This window comes from Citrobacter sp. Igbk 17 (genome assembly GCF_028069775.1).
Classification (GTDB): Bacteria; Pseudomonadota; Gammaproteobacteria; order Enterobacterales; family Enterobacteriaceae; genus Citrobacter.
This window is the reverse complement of sequence record NZ_JANEWI010000034.1, coordinates 40727-57249: the sequence shown is the minus strand read 5'-3', so window position 1 is coordinate 57249 and position 16523 is coordinate 40727. Positions and strand designations below refer to the sequence as shown.

Sequence of the window (16523 nt, the reverse complement as noted above, 5' to 3'; positions counted from 1 at the left end):
ATCTATAAATATATAGTTGAGAAATTCTAATATCGGCAAATTTTACGTATCACATTGAATATCATCAATTGCAACATATAATCTCTGTGTTATATTCCCCCCTGGAATTCAGGAGGCTTTTTATTTATTATTGAATAAGTAACCCCCCCATATTATTTATTTTCTATACGCATAATCATTCAAGTTGCATTGAGGCGGTAAGTGAACGAATCCCTGGAGCGGACATAAGTACGTGACTGGGGTGAGTGAGCGCAGCCAACGCCGGGGCTTCTGGAAAGTACAGCTCATACTGTCACCTGGATGGCGTTTGGTGCCAGCGCGGCGATCTGGGAATCTCACCGACTTCCGGTGGTGCGGAAAAATCTGGCGCTGGTCGCAAACACCATTGCGGCCTTTGACCCCGTGAATATGCTGATGCGCGAAGAAGAGCACGCGCTCGCGGCAAAGCTATGCGGGCCATCAGTTAACCTGCTGGTTCATCGGATTGACGACCTGTGGATACCGGTACTTGTGAAAAGCCCCCACCGCGTGCCCGGCGGCGTTGGATTTAACTTCAACGGCTGAGGTGAGAAGCAGGAACGTGATCACGCTGGAAGGACCATCAACTATTCGCCAGAGCTATGCGAACAGTGATTTTGCCGCCGGTTATATCAATTTCTATCTGTGCAATGATGCCGTCATTGCGCCGGAGTTTGGCGATAAACGCACGGACCGTAACGCGCGCGATATTTTGCAGGAGCAATTTACCGGTCGTGAAATTATTCAATTGAATATCGACGGTATCGCGGCCGGTGGCGGCGGTATTCACTGTGCGACCCAGCAACAGCCTCGTTAGCGGCTGGTTATACCCGCCTGGGTTCAGGCGGGTTACATGTAAGACATGTGATAGCATACCTACCGGATGTATTCTGTTTTGCAACCTCACAACGTGAGGGAAAATGCAAACAAGGTACAACTCTTATCATCATTTATTTTTTCCAGCCTGAAGGTAATTTTGGAGAAGATAAATAAAAGTATACTTTTATTATCCGAAAATTAGACATTTCGAATGAAGAAAAGCAAAGTTATCCCAAAATAATACTCACATCACATAAGTGAAAGATTCTGCTCTAATATGCTTTAAAAAAGAAAAACCGTTAAGTCATAGATAAGTTCTCGTAGTAAAAACGTAAAAACAGCACCCTACGGATAGCACTTACCGCAACTACCAATCTTGATGGTGATTTAATTATTGACTCAGATCAATCTATATGTTCACTATTTCATCCCTGTATGAAAACAAGCATATAAAGTTAAGATAAATTCACATTGTGAATAAATCAGGTATACTCAGGACGAACTTTTTTATGTTCTGTGAGAAGGGTAACCCCCTCTGGTAACCGCACTGTTGCTCATTTCAGCATGACTTTCGTCGCATGAAGGCTCAACAACTTCGTTTACGCAAACAGCATAAATTATATAAAAATCAAATAGTTCACATTAAAACAATAATAAAACAAAGTTAGTAATTGTTATTCCATCACCAATAGTAACGCAATGAAATTAATACACCACTTAGTATTGTGGATTTATTGTATTACCGGGGTAAAAGTTATCACGTTATAAAAAATACAGAATTTCATTTTGCCCTATATGAAATCGCTACTTATGCGAAATTTAATCACCACACAGCTTTTTATCGTTGCTAATTTATGATTTAAGGAAAAACAAAAGTGAACTCTTTTAACCGAACTACTGCTTGTCTGCTAATTTCCGCAACATTACTGCTGAGCGGTTGCGCCAATACTGGAAGCACACTGCTGTCAGGAGCAAAACCGGATCCACGCCTGACAACCACCGAGCAAGCCCAATTTTTTAGCGCTTCTGGCGCGCAAGGTTGTGGCATTGGTGCGGTATCAGGTGCTGCACTTGGCGCTGTGGTTGGTGCTCTGGCTGGCGACACCAAGAAAGCAATTGCAGGTGCTGCCATTGGTGGTGCTGCTGGGTGCGCAGCGGGTATGACGGCTAACTACTATCTTGATGGCCTGAAAAAAGATTATGCCTCCACAGCCGATCGCCTGCAGGCAATGGATACGGATATCAGTAAAGATACCGCTGCAGTAGAAAAATCTACCCTTGCAATGAAACAGGTTATCAGTGAAAACCAGGCAACCTTAACCAAAATTAGCATCCAAAAAGATAAGGCTGGCTTTGATAAAGCAGGTGCTAAAACGCAATTAGCACAAATTGATGCCAACATCAGCAAGATGAAAGAGACCGTGAAAGGTATGAAAGACAAAGAGTCTGCCTATAAGGTCGCTTTGCAAGGTCAAACTACTGCCACATCTGCAGAGAAAACCAAGCTTGCTAATTTGAACAAAGAGTACAGCAGCCTGAATAGCAAGATTAGTGACCTGGAAAAAGAAACTAACGAGTTTTACGAACAACGCCAGGCTATTTCTCTGGGCTAACAACTTTAGGCCGATAGGATTATCGGCCTTTTTTAGACCGCTTTGACATGTAAAGCATCGTTATTTGACTCAATTTATGGATTATTTGATGAGAAAATATCTGCTTCTCGCCACTATTGTGCTTACCGGCTGTACCACATCGCCACAGGACTGTGATTTACACGCACAAGATCCGAGTTTTATTACCAAACTAAGCTGCGCCACATCCGGCGGTTATCGTCAGCAAGTTGATCAAAAAGAGCAGCAGGTTCGACTCAGCCAGTATGAAAATGAGTCGGCGAAGCAACAGCAGGCTTATACCCAAAACCGACAGCAGAACGTCAATCAGAAGCTGGCCGATGAACAAGCAAGGTTAAATACCGTGCGTTCAGACCTGTCACAGACCCTTGCACAGCTGAAGTCCAGCAAAATAAAAAGCAGTGAACGCCAGAAGGAAATTCAACAATTGCAGGACTTGCAACGGCAGTCTCAGCATGCCAGTGGCGCAAGTGAAATTGCTGCAATTGAAAAGAAAGTCGCAGAAGCCAAGCAGAAAATCAAAGTTCTGGAAGAAGCAAATACCCTTCGCTAAGGATGCACTAAAAGTGGCGCTGGTCACCTGGCCACTTTTTCTGCTGGTGAAGAAAACGGCTCTGGCTTGCTGATATGCAGCTGCATGCATACCACGCATATAACTCACAACAATAATGATTTCGGTTATGCAACGATTAACAACTGCTGCGCCTATTGATGAAGCGACTCTGACAATCTACGAGGAGACGGTTGCAATCATACACCGTCATCTTCCACCATCTCTGGCACTACTCTACGCCACTGCCCGTCGTGGTTCACAAGGACATCTGGAATGGTGGACTGAGCGCCAGGGGCTGGCAAAGCCCTTTTCTGCACTAAGCGATGCGGAACAATCCGTCGTCCAGAGTAAACGCCAGCAGTATCAGGATATTCTGGCCGGTTTGATTGAGCAGCTACTCGCACGCGGCGAAGAACATTCAGCGCATGCCTTACAAAGACTGCTAACGCATTCGCGCGATCTTAACTGCTATAGCGTAGGTGGCGAACCTGTGCTAATCAACTGGGCCATTGTCAGTGAAGCCCCCCTACCTCCCGTGATCGTTATCCCGTGGTGGCGACGCTTCCTGCCATGGCTATTGTTGCTGTTATTGTTGCTACTGATCGCTTGCGCCTGGTGGTGGTGGCATAAAAATGCCTTAACCCCGCCCCCTCCTCCGGTACATCACGATGTGCCTGCTGCTACGCCTGCTGTCGCCCCCGCCAGCACGAACTTAACCCAGGCAAACCCCAGCATAAATCTGGAGAAACGCAAAGATTTTGGGCGGATTAAAATCAACCTGACCTGGCAACAGGGAAGCCATAAAGAGCCTATCGACCTCGATATCGCCGCTTTTATTCGTTTTAAAAACGGCAAGATCAGTGGTGCCGAAGCGTTGAGTAAGTTCCTGGGTAACTATGACAAACCGCCATATCTGTTGCTGCAACAAGATCTTCGTGAGGGTAACGATCAAGATGGTGAATGGCTCTTCATTAATGGCAGCCACTGGCAGGATATAGATGAGGTTCTGATTTATAGCTTCATTTACGGCGGTGCCGACAACTGGCAAGGGACCAATGCCACCATCACGATTTATGTGCCCGATCAACCCCCCATTATATCCACGCTGACTGACAGCAATCAGCGCAATAACGTTGCGGCGATAGCCAGACTCAAAAACGTCGATGGCAATATCAACGTTGAACGTCTGGACCGTTTCTTCCCTGACCGGAAGTCGCTGGATAAGCACTATGGCTGGGGTTTTGAATGGACGCCTGGTGCGAGTAAAAAATAGCCTGCATCACTGTGGCTTTTGTTAAATCACAGCCTTACAAGGTTTAGACAATGCGAAATTCGATTCAGGGACCACTGCTGCGTACCGGGCATAATTCCTCATTTAAGGCTCTGGGTGAAACGGGCTATCCCGTTTTTAAGATGGCGTTTCAGTTACGTGAAGCAATCTACCGTCTTGATGCAGGGCGCGATTTGGCTCGTCATTTAGCTATCCCACAAAACGATCAGGGTGGTGACAGAACCGATTGGTACAGCAGTTTCCCTGGCGATGTCATCCCATGGAGCGGTGCGAGTGAAGCGGAGCGGGAATCAGCGCGCCAGCAATTTACTGCGTTTCAAATGTCAGTGCAGGCGTTAAGTGAACAGTTACTCAATGCTGAGCAAAACGGGACCGGAGGCGATCGCCGCGTCTTCGCGCAGTTGCTGAAGTCAGTCACACATTTCCCGGATTACGAATTTGTGTATCTCGTAAACGGGATCCTGGTGATTACCTTTTGGGGATTTGTCCATCCGGAAGGCGAACAACGTAATCCTATGCATTGGCTGAGTCCGGCATCACTACCAGCAACCCCTCTCGCGGCCTCAACCCCTCTGGCTCCTGTAGACGCCGCCGTAACCCCGGCTGTTACACCTGTTGTAGATACCGTTGTGCGCAGACGCTGGAGCTGGCGTTGGTTACTCTGGTTGCTACTTGCGTTGCTGCTGCTGGCATTATTATTAGGTCTACTACGCGGATGTGTGCCATCACTCTCCATTCCGGGGCTCCCTGCCATCGCCACGGATAAAACGGCGATCGATACGACTCCTGCCATCGAACGTCCAGCCGTAGGCGTTTCCGATGTAACAACGCAGGTTTCCCGCACAGGTTCAGAAACCGTCGTGGGTTCAGCTGTCGTCCCTGGCATATCTAAGAGTACTCCAGTCGATGCGCAGCAAGCACTCGAACCAACATCGCCAGCCGTTCCGGCAGCGACAACAACCGCACAGGTCGGTGACGACACAATTCCGCCAGCCGTTCCTGCAAGTGATGCCAACACCGATGCGTCGACTACTCCGGCACCTCCTGCTGTACCTGGCGCCGCAGACGCTCAAACGCCACCCGCAGTTCAACCCGTCACCACGCCGCCAGTCATCCCGGCACAGGGCACTCCGTTGACGCTTCCTCCGGCCCTTCCCGATGGCCCAGCGCAGTTTCTTAACGGCGAATGGCGCGTGAATGGTGGTATTCAGGACAAGCTCACCGGGCGACCGTTGCAACTGCAATATAACTTTGCCCAGGGCAATGGCACCGTCAGCATACGTCAGTCCAGCGGTGTTACCTGTCGTGGCCCTGCCAGCGGCAATGTGCAGCAAGGGGCGCTGAGTATCACCAATCCTGAGCAGATGAAATGTAGCGACGGTTCAAACTTTATTGTGCCGACAATCGAGTGCAAATCACCCGCTGCTGGCCACGCCGATTGTATTGGCAGCAATAATGGGGAAAAAACATTCCCTATTCGCATGCTTCAACCTAATTCCTGAACAGGGACGAGATAACTATGTTGCCTGAGATTGTATCTTTCGATCGTCAAATTACCCTCGTGGGTGACTCTGGGATCCAATTTATGGATTTCGGATTGTCCCTTGGCCGCCTGCCTGCTGGCGAGTTTGTCAAATTAGCAAACGGTGTACTCACCCGTTTAATTTACAACGAGCAGCGCGATTACTATTTCTATCAGCCGACCCCCGATAACATCGAGAAGGCAAAAAGCCAGTACGATATCCCTGTTGAACAGAGCCTGAAGTTGTTCGACGGCATCTGGTTACCGCTTCCTTTGTTTCGCTTTAGCCCACCGAATGTGTACCAGGAGGGACCGCTAAACTGGGCTCGTTTTCGTTTAGTCAAACTACCAGAACCCGATTTAGATGGTCATAGCCATCGCATGACGCTGGCGATCGACACCCGTATTATGGCTAAACAGCAGGCTGCCGCTGACCTCAGCCCGAACCAGGAAGATGTGAATGCCGGGGCAACCTTCGCCGTCGCAACTGCAACCTATGCCCTAAATTGGTACCTGACGCAGGACTGGATAACCGACTGGCTCAAAGAAGTATTCAAAGAAGCGAGCAAAGGCCGGGATATCGACGAGCGTGAACAGGAACTTGCACAGCAATACCCGCTGGCACATTACCTGAACCTTCTGTCATTGATGGCGATTCCAGTCGAAGGTCTGCAAACCCAGACTGAACCCGTCATTGAACTGCCGCAGTTCAGGGTGATCGCCAATCGGGAAACCAATGCGATCAAACCCATCGCCGTCGACCTGATACTCGACGTGGGCAACTCGCGCACCTGTGGCATTCTTATTGAAGATCACGGGCAATCAGGTTCAGGCATGAGGCATAACTATGTGCTGAAACTACGTGATCTCAGTGCCCCCGAACATATCTATACCGATCCTTTTGAAAGCCGGGTCGAATTTTCGCAAGCCTTCTTCGGCAAAGATCACTGCTCTGTACGCAGCGGTCGCCACGACGCGTTCCAGTGGCCGACTATCGCACGTATTGGTGGTGAAGCCAGCCGTCTGGCGGCTCGTCGTAAAGGCAGCGAAGGTTCAACAGGCCTATCCAGCCCTAAACGCTATCTGTGGGATGAGAAGTTTTATGGTCAGGGTTGGCGTTTTAATGGCAGCTATGTGCAGGACAGCAATCCATTGGCAACGGCAGCACCGTTTGCCAACCTGATCGATGAAAGAGGCGAAGCCCTGCACACCATTGAAGATGAGATGGATCGCATCCCCGTCTTTACGCCACGCTACTCACGCAGTTCGCTGATGACCTTTATGCTGGCAGAAGTTCTGACCCAGGCCATTAGTCAGATTAACAGCCCGGAGCAGCGTATTCGTCAGGGACACGCTGGGATCCCGCGTCAGCTACGCCATATTATTCTGACGGTTCCGCCTGGTATGCCCATGGCTGAACGCTGTGTGCTGGATGAACGCATGCGTCAGGCTGTCGGCCTGGTGTGGAAATCGTTACGCTGGCACAACGGCGAGAACGATCCGTATGAGGACGTACAAGAAGAGCATACGGAAGCAAACATCAAGATCCCATTACCTAAAATCAGGGTGGAGTGGGACGAAGCCTCCTGTGCACAGTTGGTTTACCTGTACACCGAGATTAATCAGAACTTTGCCGGTCATCCGGAAGAGTTTTTCGACGCAATTGGCCGACCAGACCGTACCGATCGTGAAAGTATCACTATCGCGTCAATTGATATTGGCGGCGGGACCACCGATCTGGTGATCACCGATTACCGCCTCGATCATAATGGGCACACTGGTGGTGGTACTAACGTACATATCATCCCGCACCAGCGCTTTCGCGACAGTTTTAAGATCGCAGGTGATGACATTTTGCTGGATGTTATTCAGTCATACGTTCTCCCCGCTTTTGAGCAAGCCCTGCGTGAAGCCGGTGTGATGTCCACTGAAACATTGATGTCCCAGTTGTGCGGATCGCAGAATATTAGCGCCGCCGAAGCCGTGCTTCGCCAACAACTGAGCCTGCAACTGTTCGTCCCGCTCGCATTACATATCCTGGGAACATACGAACATTACGATCCGCTTGATGAACAAACGCATACCCTGATTAACCAACGTGTCGGCGATTTGCTACCGGTGGGTTGTATTCGTGATGAAGTCGAAGGATTCGTACGCCGGGAAGTTCAGAAAGCGGGAGGTCCGACCGACTTTAAGCTCGCGGATATCATGCTTAATCTGCCACTCGCCAAACTCCATGGCGATCTCTGTGCAGGTAAGTTCAGCATCGATAAAGTCCTGACTGCACTCTGTGAAGTGCTGTCTTATTATCATTGCGATCTGCTGCTACTCACCGGCCGGCCGTCTCAGTTACCTGGGATTCAGGCGATTATTCGTCGCAACCTTCCGTTACCGCCAGGGCGTATTCTGCCGTTACATGGTTATCAGACGGGTACCTGGTACCCGTTCCATAAAAACGGTCATATCGACGATCCGAAAAGTACGGCTTCAGTGGGTGCCATGCTCACGCAGTTGTGTGCAAACCACAGCATCCCTAACTTCCATTTCCGCACCTCAGAGCTGAAACCGTATTCAACGATTCGCCATATCGGCACCATTGATATGGATAACCTGATTCGCGATGCCGACATCGTTTATCAACATATCGAGTCTGAAAACGGGCAGATCAAGCTTCCGGCCATCACCGATGAAAATGGCGAGAAAACCACACAAAGCATCGTTATGCGTGGCGACCTGCGCTTAGGCTATCGCCAATTGGATGCAGAACGCTGGACTGCAGCACCGCTGTATACCCTCCGTTTTAGCGAAGAAGGACGTAAAAAATTCTCTTCGGCTCAGTCCACGGATAATGGCTCCCCGTATCTCAAAGTCAGACTGACGATCGATAAGGGTAAGCGAGCTCGTCAGCTTGGACTGATTAGCGATCGCCTGACGATCGCCGATGTCAGCAGCAACACCGATAAGTCATTTAGCAAACGTGATTTGGATCTGGAACTCAATACGATGCCCGACAGAGGGCTCATTGATAGCCGTCACTGGCTCGATAGCGGGAGTGTTAAAAAATAATGAATAGCGAACAAAAATCTCTCACTCAGGGTTGGGCTGCTATCGCTCAGGGATGCCTGGACGCACTCGGATGGGTCGACAACGTACGCCCCGGTTCACGTCGTTTAGACAACGAAGCAGACAAACTCAACTTGAGTTTGCTGCGTACGAGGAATCTGGCCAATAGCCTGACTCAGGTTGCCAAAACACCGATGACTGTCGGTTTTTTCGGTATTTCTCAGGCAGGGAAATCGTACCTCATTTCAGCGCTCGCTGCTGGTAGCAATGGGTCGCTGGAAGCACTCTACGGCGAAAGGCGTGTTGACTTTATCAAAGAGGTAAACCCTGTCGGCGGAGGTAAAGAAGCGACGGGGTTGGTCACTCGCTTTACCCGTCAGGCGCCTGCCGCGCCGGCTGGATACCCCGTGCCGTTGCGCCTGTTCAGTGAAATCGATTTGGCTAAGATTCTGGCCAACGCCTGGTTTAACGACTTCAACCATGAGCAATTGAGCTATCAGCTTGACCAAAGCCGGGTTGAAGAGCGCCTGCGCCCATTCCTGCAGCGGGCTGTGCAGGTTCAGGAATATAACGGCGTCAGCCAGGAAGATGTCGTCGCCTTGTGGGATTACCTTAACGCCTCCTTTAAAAAGTCAGTTGAGAAGCTTGAACACGCCTGGTGGCCGCAGGTGTTGAAAATTGCCCCGACGTTGAGCCCAAATGATCGTGCAGAGCTCTTTTCCCTGTTATGGGGAGAACAGCCAGCTCTCACCGAAACCTACCGTTCACTAGCCAATGTACTGGCGAAACTGAACCATACCCGTATGGTATTTGCCCCGCTGGAAACGCTGACTGACCATAGCAGCGGCAGCATCATGAACGTAGATAGCCTGAACAGGTTGGGCTCCAACCAGGATCGCAACGTTGAGATCCGTTATTGGAAAGAAGAACAACAAATTGGTAGCGCCAACTTAACGCAGGCGGAACTGGCGGCCTTAACCACAGAGCTGATATTCCCTCTGGCAGAAGTTGAAACCAACAGCGTTGTAGAACAGGTTGATCTGCTCGACTTCCCTGGCTATCGCGGTCGTCTCAAGATCACCGCACTTGAACAGGCTGGCCGGGATGGACTTAACGCGATTTCGCAGCTCCTGCTTCGCGGAAAAGTTGCTTACCTGTTCGAACGCTATACCGATAACCAGGAAATGAATGCGCTTGTCGTATGCGCCAGCTCAGCCAAACAGAGCGACGTTGCTGATGTGGGCCCGGTATTAAACCGCTGGGTAGAGAAAACCCAGGGTAAGAGTGCCGAAGAGCGCGGGGGTCGCAACCCGGGTTTGTTCTGGGCAATCACCATGTGTGATATGCGTATCGTCAACAGCCTGCAACATACCGAAAGCCAGTTAAAAGAAGGCTGGGAAGGTATGATGCACATGACTTTACTGGAGCGTTTCTCGCACTATGAATGGCTTTCACAATGGGCACCCAACCAGCCTTTCAACAACTGTTTCCTGGTACGCAAACCCGGGCTTGATAACCCTTTCCTGAGGCTTGAAGGTGATGCCGGGCAGGAGAGACTCCAGGAAGTGGGTATCAGCGATCGTTACCGCGATGTACTCGATACCATGGGCAGCACCTTCGTCTGCGGAAAAAATGTGAATATGCACGTTGCGGAACCGAAAGCAGCCTGGCAGGCAATGCTCGAACTCAACGACGGTGGAATGTCGCGCCTGACGAAAGCACTGCGCGGCGTCGCCCATCTCGACTTCAAGCTAAAACGTTTACAGCAACAACTGCTGCAATGTCGCATGGAAACCGGCGATCAACGTCTTGGCCGGTGGTACGAAAAAGACGGTGATGGGCAGATTGTGAAAAAACAAGCAATTGCCAAAGAGTTATGGCAGGGCTTGTCTGCATGTTCCCACAGTATGGGGGAACTTATCGAACGCCTGGTTCTGCCGACTCAGGAGCTCAACAACATTTATTTGAGTATTCGCGACCTCGAGCAGGCGCCGCAAACTGAAGGCGAAAGCCCGACCATCAATGCTTTCGCAACCAGTCCGTTTGGTGGTAATCCATTCGCTGATAACCCCTTTGCCAGCGATCCCTTTGCGACTACACCTGTTGAAATCGCCGTTGTTGATGCGCCAGCAACTGCTGCAGCGGAACGCGTAGGCCAGGATGACGATTTCGCGCATCAGGCCTTTAAAGCCTGGGTAGCCCATCTACGGGAGTTGCCGCAGCAACCGTTGCAGTGGCGTCAACTGGGCATGAGCAGTGAGCTGATTAATCAACTCAGCGAAGAGCTAATCACCGCCGCCACACGTTTGGATTTGGAAGGGACATTGAAACATGCCCTGGCGGGTCAAGAGCAGGCTGAAACCACTCGCGTACACATGCGAGCACGTCAGGTTTTACGCGCTCAACTGACCATACGTGATTTTATTGCCTGGTTTGGTTATCTCACCCTGCCAGCAGACAAGGTACCCAACAGCTATGTTGGCGAGAAAAACAAAGTGTTTCTGCGTCAGAAGCAGCTCGCTAACGATGAGTTGCCACAACTCGCCGCCGTTGCACCACAGCCCGGCGTTTCCTATCTGGGTGACTGGCTTTCTGCTTTGATGAGCGTTGTCCTGGACAATGCGGGTCATAGCGCCACACGGGATATTTCCTTCGAACAGAATCGTCAACTTGGTCAGATTATCAGCCAATTGAAACAAGAGAACATGCCATGCTAGCTAAAATCATTGCCTGCCAGCCGGCAGAGCCAGGTACTGCACAATTGATGGTCCGCCTGCGTGGTGAAACCGCAATATTGACTAATCTGACCTTTACTCTGTGCAATAACGAGCAGAACTACCTGCAACCCGATGGCAGTTGGAGCCCGGCGCAACACTGGTTTACCATGAACGGTGGTTATGCGTTAAATAATGGTAGCGGTTTTCGTATTGGCCCAACATTGCTTGATCCATTGCTGGCGACGGCAAGCCAGGTACAAATTCAGATCAAGCTGGATTCTGGAGAAACACGCAATACCACGTTACAGCTGGTGCGCGACGAACTGCTCTCTTCTGAAGCAAGAGGTGAAACAGGTAACTATAGCGGCAGCAGCATGCTGGCTACTCCAGAAGTTCCTTCTGAGCCCGTCATTGCGACAGAAACCGTTGTTGCCCCTGAACCTGTAGAGCCGGTAATTCATACTGAAGCGAGAACTCCGGCGAAATCGGGGTCCTCCCGCCTTCCTGTTATAGGCGCGGCAATACTGGCATTAGTCGTGATTGCTGGTGCGCTGTGGTGGTTTTTAGGCCGGGATAAATCACCGGAAGCCCCTCCTGTCGAACAAACACAGCAAGAAACACCGGCGTCTGCACCCGCCGCCGCACCAGAGCCTGTCGCTCATAGCACCTGTTCTGCACAGGGTTTGAACAGCCAGAACGAGCTTGATTTCGTCCAGAGCTGCGTTCAGGAAAAACTCGACAGTGACAAACTGCTGACCATTATCCAGGCCGCAAAAGAGGCTAAAAAATGTGGTGTTGCACAGCGTCTGTATGCTAACCGTGCCCAGGGTGGCGATACCAAAATCGCGCTCGTGTACGCAGGTGAATACGACCCGAAATACCACCAGCCAAGTGAATGTTTCAAAGCACCGGATAAAGATACTGCAGCATATTGGTACGAAACAGTTCTGCAAACAGAGCCTGACAACCAAACAGCCAAACAGCGTCTTGAGGAGCTAGGAAAATGACCTGGAATCCGATGAGTCGTCTGGTTCTGCCATTATGTGGTCTGTTGCTCAGCGGGCATGTATTTGCCGCTGATGGCGACAAACCTCTGCTCCAGGAAGGTAAGAAAACGTTATATCAACGTGTTCTCACTACCCCCGGCTGCAAACTTGGGACTGCCGCAGGTGATGATAAAGGTCAGCTACAGCCGGCCTTCAGCAGCCTGTATGTTTATCAAAAAGAAGATGCAAACGGCCAGAGCTGGCTTAAGGTCGGGCCGGATAGCTTTGGTAAAACTATTGGCTGGTTACCAAAGTCATGTACTGTCGACTGGAAAATGCAACTCACATTGGCATTTACCAACCCGGCAAACCGTGACCGTTTGCTGTTCTTTAAAGAGAGAAAAAGCCTTGATGATATTCTCTCTGCCCCCGATCCCGTATCGCTGGTTGCCCCACTTCGCGCCAAGTTAAAACGGGATGGCCACGCCGAAGGTATTCAGGCTGAAGAGCCCGAATATTTTGTCGATCTGCAAAAGCAGTTTTATCTGCTGCCAATCCTGAGCGGCGAAGAGGTCATGACCGAAGATGGCTTCTATACTCGCCTGCTTAACGTAGCCTCCGTCAGTAAAGCTGAAACGGCTAAAAAACAAGAAGATAACGTAAATCAATTGAAAGGGTTTAACGCCTCGGTGGTCTTCGTTATTGACTCAACCATTTCAATGGGGCCTTACATTGAGCGCACCAAAGAAGCGGTTAATAAGATCTATGGCAAGATCAAACAAGAGCATCTGGATGGGCAGGTTAAGTTTGGGTTGATCTCATTTCGCTCAAATACCAAAGCCGTTCCGGGCCTTGAGTACCGTACAAAGATTTACGCAGATCCTAACCATGTGAAAGATGGTACGGATTTCCTGAAGAAAGTCGCTGATTTAAAAGAAGCGAAAGTCTCCAGTTCTCTGTATGACGAGGATGCGTATTCCGGCGTGCTATCAGCTATTGATGACATTGACTGGAGCCCGTTTGGCGCTCGTTACATGGTCCTGATTACCGATGCAGGTGCTATTGACGGTAGCAACAAGCTGTCAGGTACCGGTCTTGATGCCAGCCAGCTTCGCCTTGAGGCGGGTAACCGCGGTATTGCTATCTATACGCTGCACCTAAAAACATCAGGCGGCAAAGATAATCATGCCAAAGCCGAAAGCCAGTACCGCGATCTCTCCAATTTTGACAGCACCCAGTCCAACCTTTACCAGGCCGTAAATGCTGGTGATATCAAGATGTTTGGCCAGCAGGTAGATGCGCTAGCCTCCGCCATTACTGAGCAGGTTAAATCGGCTTACATGGGTGATGCTGCGATTGGTAGTGCGCTTTACGCGAAAGACGATGGACAGAAACTGACACCGGAACAAAAGCTGCTTCAGGATACGGCATTAATTGGACATGCCATGCAGTTGGCCTATCTGGGTAAGCGTAACAGCACACAAGCCCCGTTAGTCTTTCAGGCATGGATTAGCGACCGCGACCTGATTAAGCAAAACATTCCTACCACCGACGTTCGTGTTCTCTTGACCAAAGGTCAGCTAAGCGACTTAAGCGATGCTGTCAGCCAGATCCTTAAAGCAGCAAATGAGGGGATGATCTCACCAACCAAAATGTTTGAGCAACTGCGTACTGTTGCGGCAACCATGGGTGCTGATCCTAACCAGCTGAAACAACAGGACAATGCCCGCATTGGCGATCTGGGGGTACTGGGAGAATATCTGGCCGATCTTCCCTATAAGAGCGATGTCCTGAACCTCGACGAAGAGACCTGGAAAAGCTGGGACGGATTGTCACAGGAGAAATTTATCCGCACGCTGTCATCCAAACTGCGTCATTACCAAAAATATAACGCCGATGTTGATCGCTGGGTTGAGCTGGCAAAAGGAAGCGATCCGCGCGATCGCGTTTATCCCATCCCGCTGGAAATGATGCCCTGATGCTGCGCATAGAAGAGTTGTGCGTTGTTCGTGGTCAGGGCAGTCATGCTCACCGGGTTTACCTGCCGCAGCTCACGCTGCGGTCAGGCCAGGTGGTCGCGGTCACAGGTGAAAGTGGATGTGGTAAAAGCACGCTACTGGAAGCCATCGGCTTATTACTGCAGCCCAGTAAAATCGGGTGCTTTGAGCTGGACGAAGGTGCACAGCAATTTGATATCGCAACGCTGATAAAGGATGCACAACATAATGAACTGGCGGGTATTCGCGCCCGCCAGCTTGGCTTTGTGTTGCAAAATGGGGGGTTGCTTCCCTATCTGAGCGTCAAAGATAACATCCTTCTGCCGTGCCAGTTGCTGGGATTACGCCCCGACAACGCGCTGCTGGACAGAGTGATCGATGCTCTCAAACTTGCGCCATTATTGGCTAAATATCCAACGCAGTTGTCGTTTGGTGAACGACAGAGAACCGCTTTCGCACGTGCGATATTGCACCGCCCAAAACTGGTACTGGCGGATGAACCAACAGCCGCACTTGATCCCTACAACGCAAAGAAATTATTTAGCCTGTTTATTGAGTTGGTCCGCCAGGAAGGCATGATGGCGCTGATTGTTTGCCACGACTGGCCACTGGTACAACATTTCAATTTACCCTGTTTAACTGCCCAGCCTGAACCGTTAGTGGCATCGTCGAAGCACGAACAGGGAGGAACCTATTTTGTCCTTTAACCGAGCCAGACTGCTGGGCCGCCTGGCTATGCAAGACCTGTGGCACGATCGCATCATTTCTTTTTGCATCGTCTCTTCTCTTGTCGCTGTCATCGCACCTTTATTACTTCTTTTCGGTTTGCGTTTTGGGATTGTGAACCAGCTGCAAGAAGATCTGGCCAGTGACCCTCGCAACCTGGAAATCCGTATGCTGAGTAGCGGCAGCTACAACCAAAACTGGATCGAAGAGTTACGGCAGCGACCCGATGTGGGTTTCGCCATCGGGCAAACGCGTTCGCTAAATACGCTTGCTGACCTGCAAACAGACAGCACACATTTCATTGAGAACGCTGAAGTTATTCCAACAGACTCAGGGGACCCTTTACTCAAGTCCCTTGAACTCCATCAGGAAAACGAGGTTGTCATTACCCAGGAAGCCGCACGTAAATTAGCGGTCAGTGTCGGTGATTCGCTCTCTTTGCGAGTAAGCAGAATGCTTGATGAACGCCGGGAGTGGGGACGAAAAAGCGTTACCGTCGTGGGGATTTTGCCTGCGACCTATTTTAATCGTGCCGCGATCTTTACCCAGCCTTCGTTATTGCTGGCGCTTGAACATTTCCGCGATGGCTTTGCGGTAACCGGGTTGGGGATGGCCAGCGGTGCGCAGTTTGACGGTAAACCACCGCTCTACGCACGCGCCAGATTATACGCCCGCGATATTGATCAGGTTGCCAGCCTTGAGCGCGATCTCCGGGAACAGCGCATCGAAACCACCAGCCGTCTGGCTGATATAGAAAATGTGAAAAGCATCAATCGGGTTTTGGGCATTATTTTTAATACCATTGCCGCCACTGCACTGGTTGGCTGTATTGCCTCACTTATTGGCTCATTTATCGCGAATGTTGACCGCAAACGTAAACATATTGCTGTCCTCCGCCTGCTCGGTTTTACCCGTCCCGCAGTGGGTGCCTATGTGATTTTTCAAGGCTGTCTGCTTAGTCTGGTGGCTTATATCGGCGGCTTTGCGATCTACCTTTTAGCCAGTCAGGTCTTTAACCAGGCGTTAGCGGGCAGTCAGGCAACAGGTCAGATGATTTGTAAGATCACCCCGTTGCACGGCCTCGTCGCTCTAATACTCACCATTGTCGTGGCAACACTGGTCGCCGGCATTGGTGCCTGGCGCGCCATTAATATTGAACCTGCGCAGAGCCTGCGCGAGGCATAACCCATATTCCTACTT

The 16523-nt window shown here is 50.4% G+C and carries 12 protein-coding genes; all 12 read left to right on the top strand.

All coding sequences use genetic code 11. From position 1 onward, the window contains the following. The first annotated feature begins 300 nt into the window (after positions 1 to 300). Positions 301 to 564 (top strand): agmatine deiminase family protein, encoded by a 264-nt coding sequence (locus tag NNO08_RS18240; RefSeq protein WP_271457260.1) that lies wholly within the window; start codon positions 301 to 303, stop codon positions 562 to 564. A gap of 16 nt (positions 565 to 580) precedes the next feature. Next, entirely contained in the window at positions 581 to 835 is a 255-nt protein-coding gene (locus NNO08_RS18235) for an agmatine deiminase family protein (protein ID WP_271457259.1), read from the top strand. A gap of 877 nt (positions 836 to 1712) precedes the next feature. Further along, entirely contained in the window at positions 1713 to 2450 is a 738-nt protein-coding gene (locus tag NNO08_RS18230; RefSeq protein ID WP_271450518.1) for a hypothetical protein, read from the top strand. 88 nt (positions 2451 to 2538) lie between these two features. Next, positions 2539 to 3021 carry a hypothetical protein gene (locus NNO08_RS18225; protein WP_271450519.1) on the top strand — a complete coding sequence of 161 codons (483 nt, stop codon included), beginning with the start codon at positions 2539 to 2541 and terminating at the stop codon, positions 3019 to 3021. 127 nt (positions 3022 to 3148) lie between these two features. Then, positions 3149 to 4294 carry a tellurite resistance domain protein gene (locus NNO08_RS18220; protein WP_271457258.1) on the top strand — a complete coding sequence of 382 codons (1146 nt, stop codon included), beginning with the start codon at positions 3149 to 3151 and terminating at the stop codon, positions 4292 to 4294. Between the two features lie 50 nt (positions 4295 to 4344). Further along, positions 4345 to 5814 (top strand): SrfA family protein, encoded by a 1470-nt coding sequence (locus NNO08_RS18215; RefSeq protein WP_271457257.1) that lies wholly within the window; start codon positions 4345 to 4347, stop codon positions 5812 to 5814. A 17-nt stretch (positions 5815 to 5831) separates the two neighbouring features. Further along, positions 5832 to 8900 (top strand): virulence factor SrfB, encoded by a 3069-nt coding sequence (locus tag NNO08_RS18210; RefSeq protein ID WP_271457256.1) that lies wholly within the window; start codon positions 5832 to 5834, stop codon positions 8898 to 8900. Then, a complete protein-coding gene (locus NNO08_RS18205; protein WP_271457255.1) occupies positions 8900 to 11614 on the top strand; it encodes a virulence factor SrfC family protein in 2715 nt (904 codons plus the stop codon). Before NNO08_RS18210 ends, NNO08_RS18205 begins: the two co-directional genes overlap by 1 nt. After that, positions 11608 to 12621 (top strand): hypothetical protein, encoded by a 1014-nt coding sequence (locus NNO08_RS18200; RefSeq protein WP_271457254.1) that lies wholly within the window; start codon positions 11608 to 11610, stop codon positions 12619 to 12621. The genes NNO08_RS18205 and NNO08_RS18200 overlap by 7 nt, the downstream gene beginning before the upstream one ends. Then, entirely contained in the window at positions 12618 to 14579 is a 1962-nt protein-coding gene (locus tag NNO08_RS18195) for a vWA domain-containing protein (RefSeq protein ID WP_271457253.1), read from the top strand. Before NNO08_RS18200 ends, NNO08_RS18195 begins: the two co-directional genes overlap by 4 nt. After that, on the top strand, positions 14579 to 15304 hold the full coding sequence (locus NNO08_RS18190) for an ABC transporter ATP-binding protein (protein ID WP_271457252.1): 726 nt from the start codon (positions 14579 to 14581) through the stop codon (positions 15302 to 15304). The genes NNO08_RS18195 and NNO08_RS18190 overlap by 1 nt, the downstream gene beginning before the upstream one ends. Further along, positions 15294 to 16508 (top strand): ABC transporter permease, encoded by a 1215-nt coding sequence (locus NNO08_RS18185; protein WP_271457251.1) that lies wholly within the window; start codon positions 15294 to 15296, stop codon positions 16506 to 16508. The genes NNO08_RS18190 and NNO08_RS18185 overlap by 11 nt, the downstream gene beginning before the upstream one ends. Positions 16509 to 16523 lie beyond the last annotated feature (15 nt).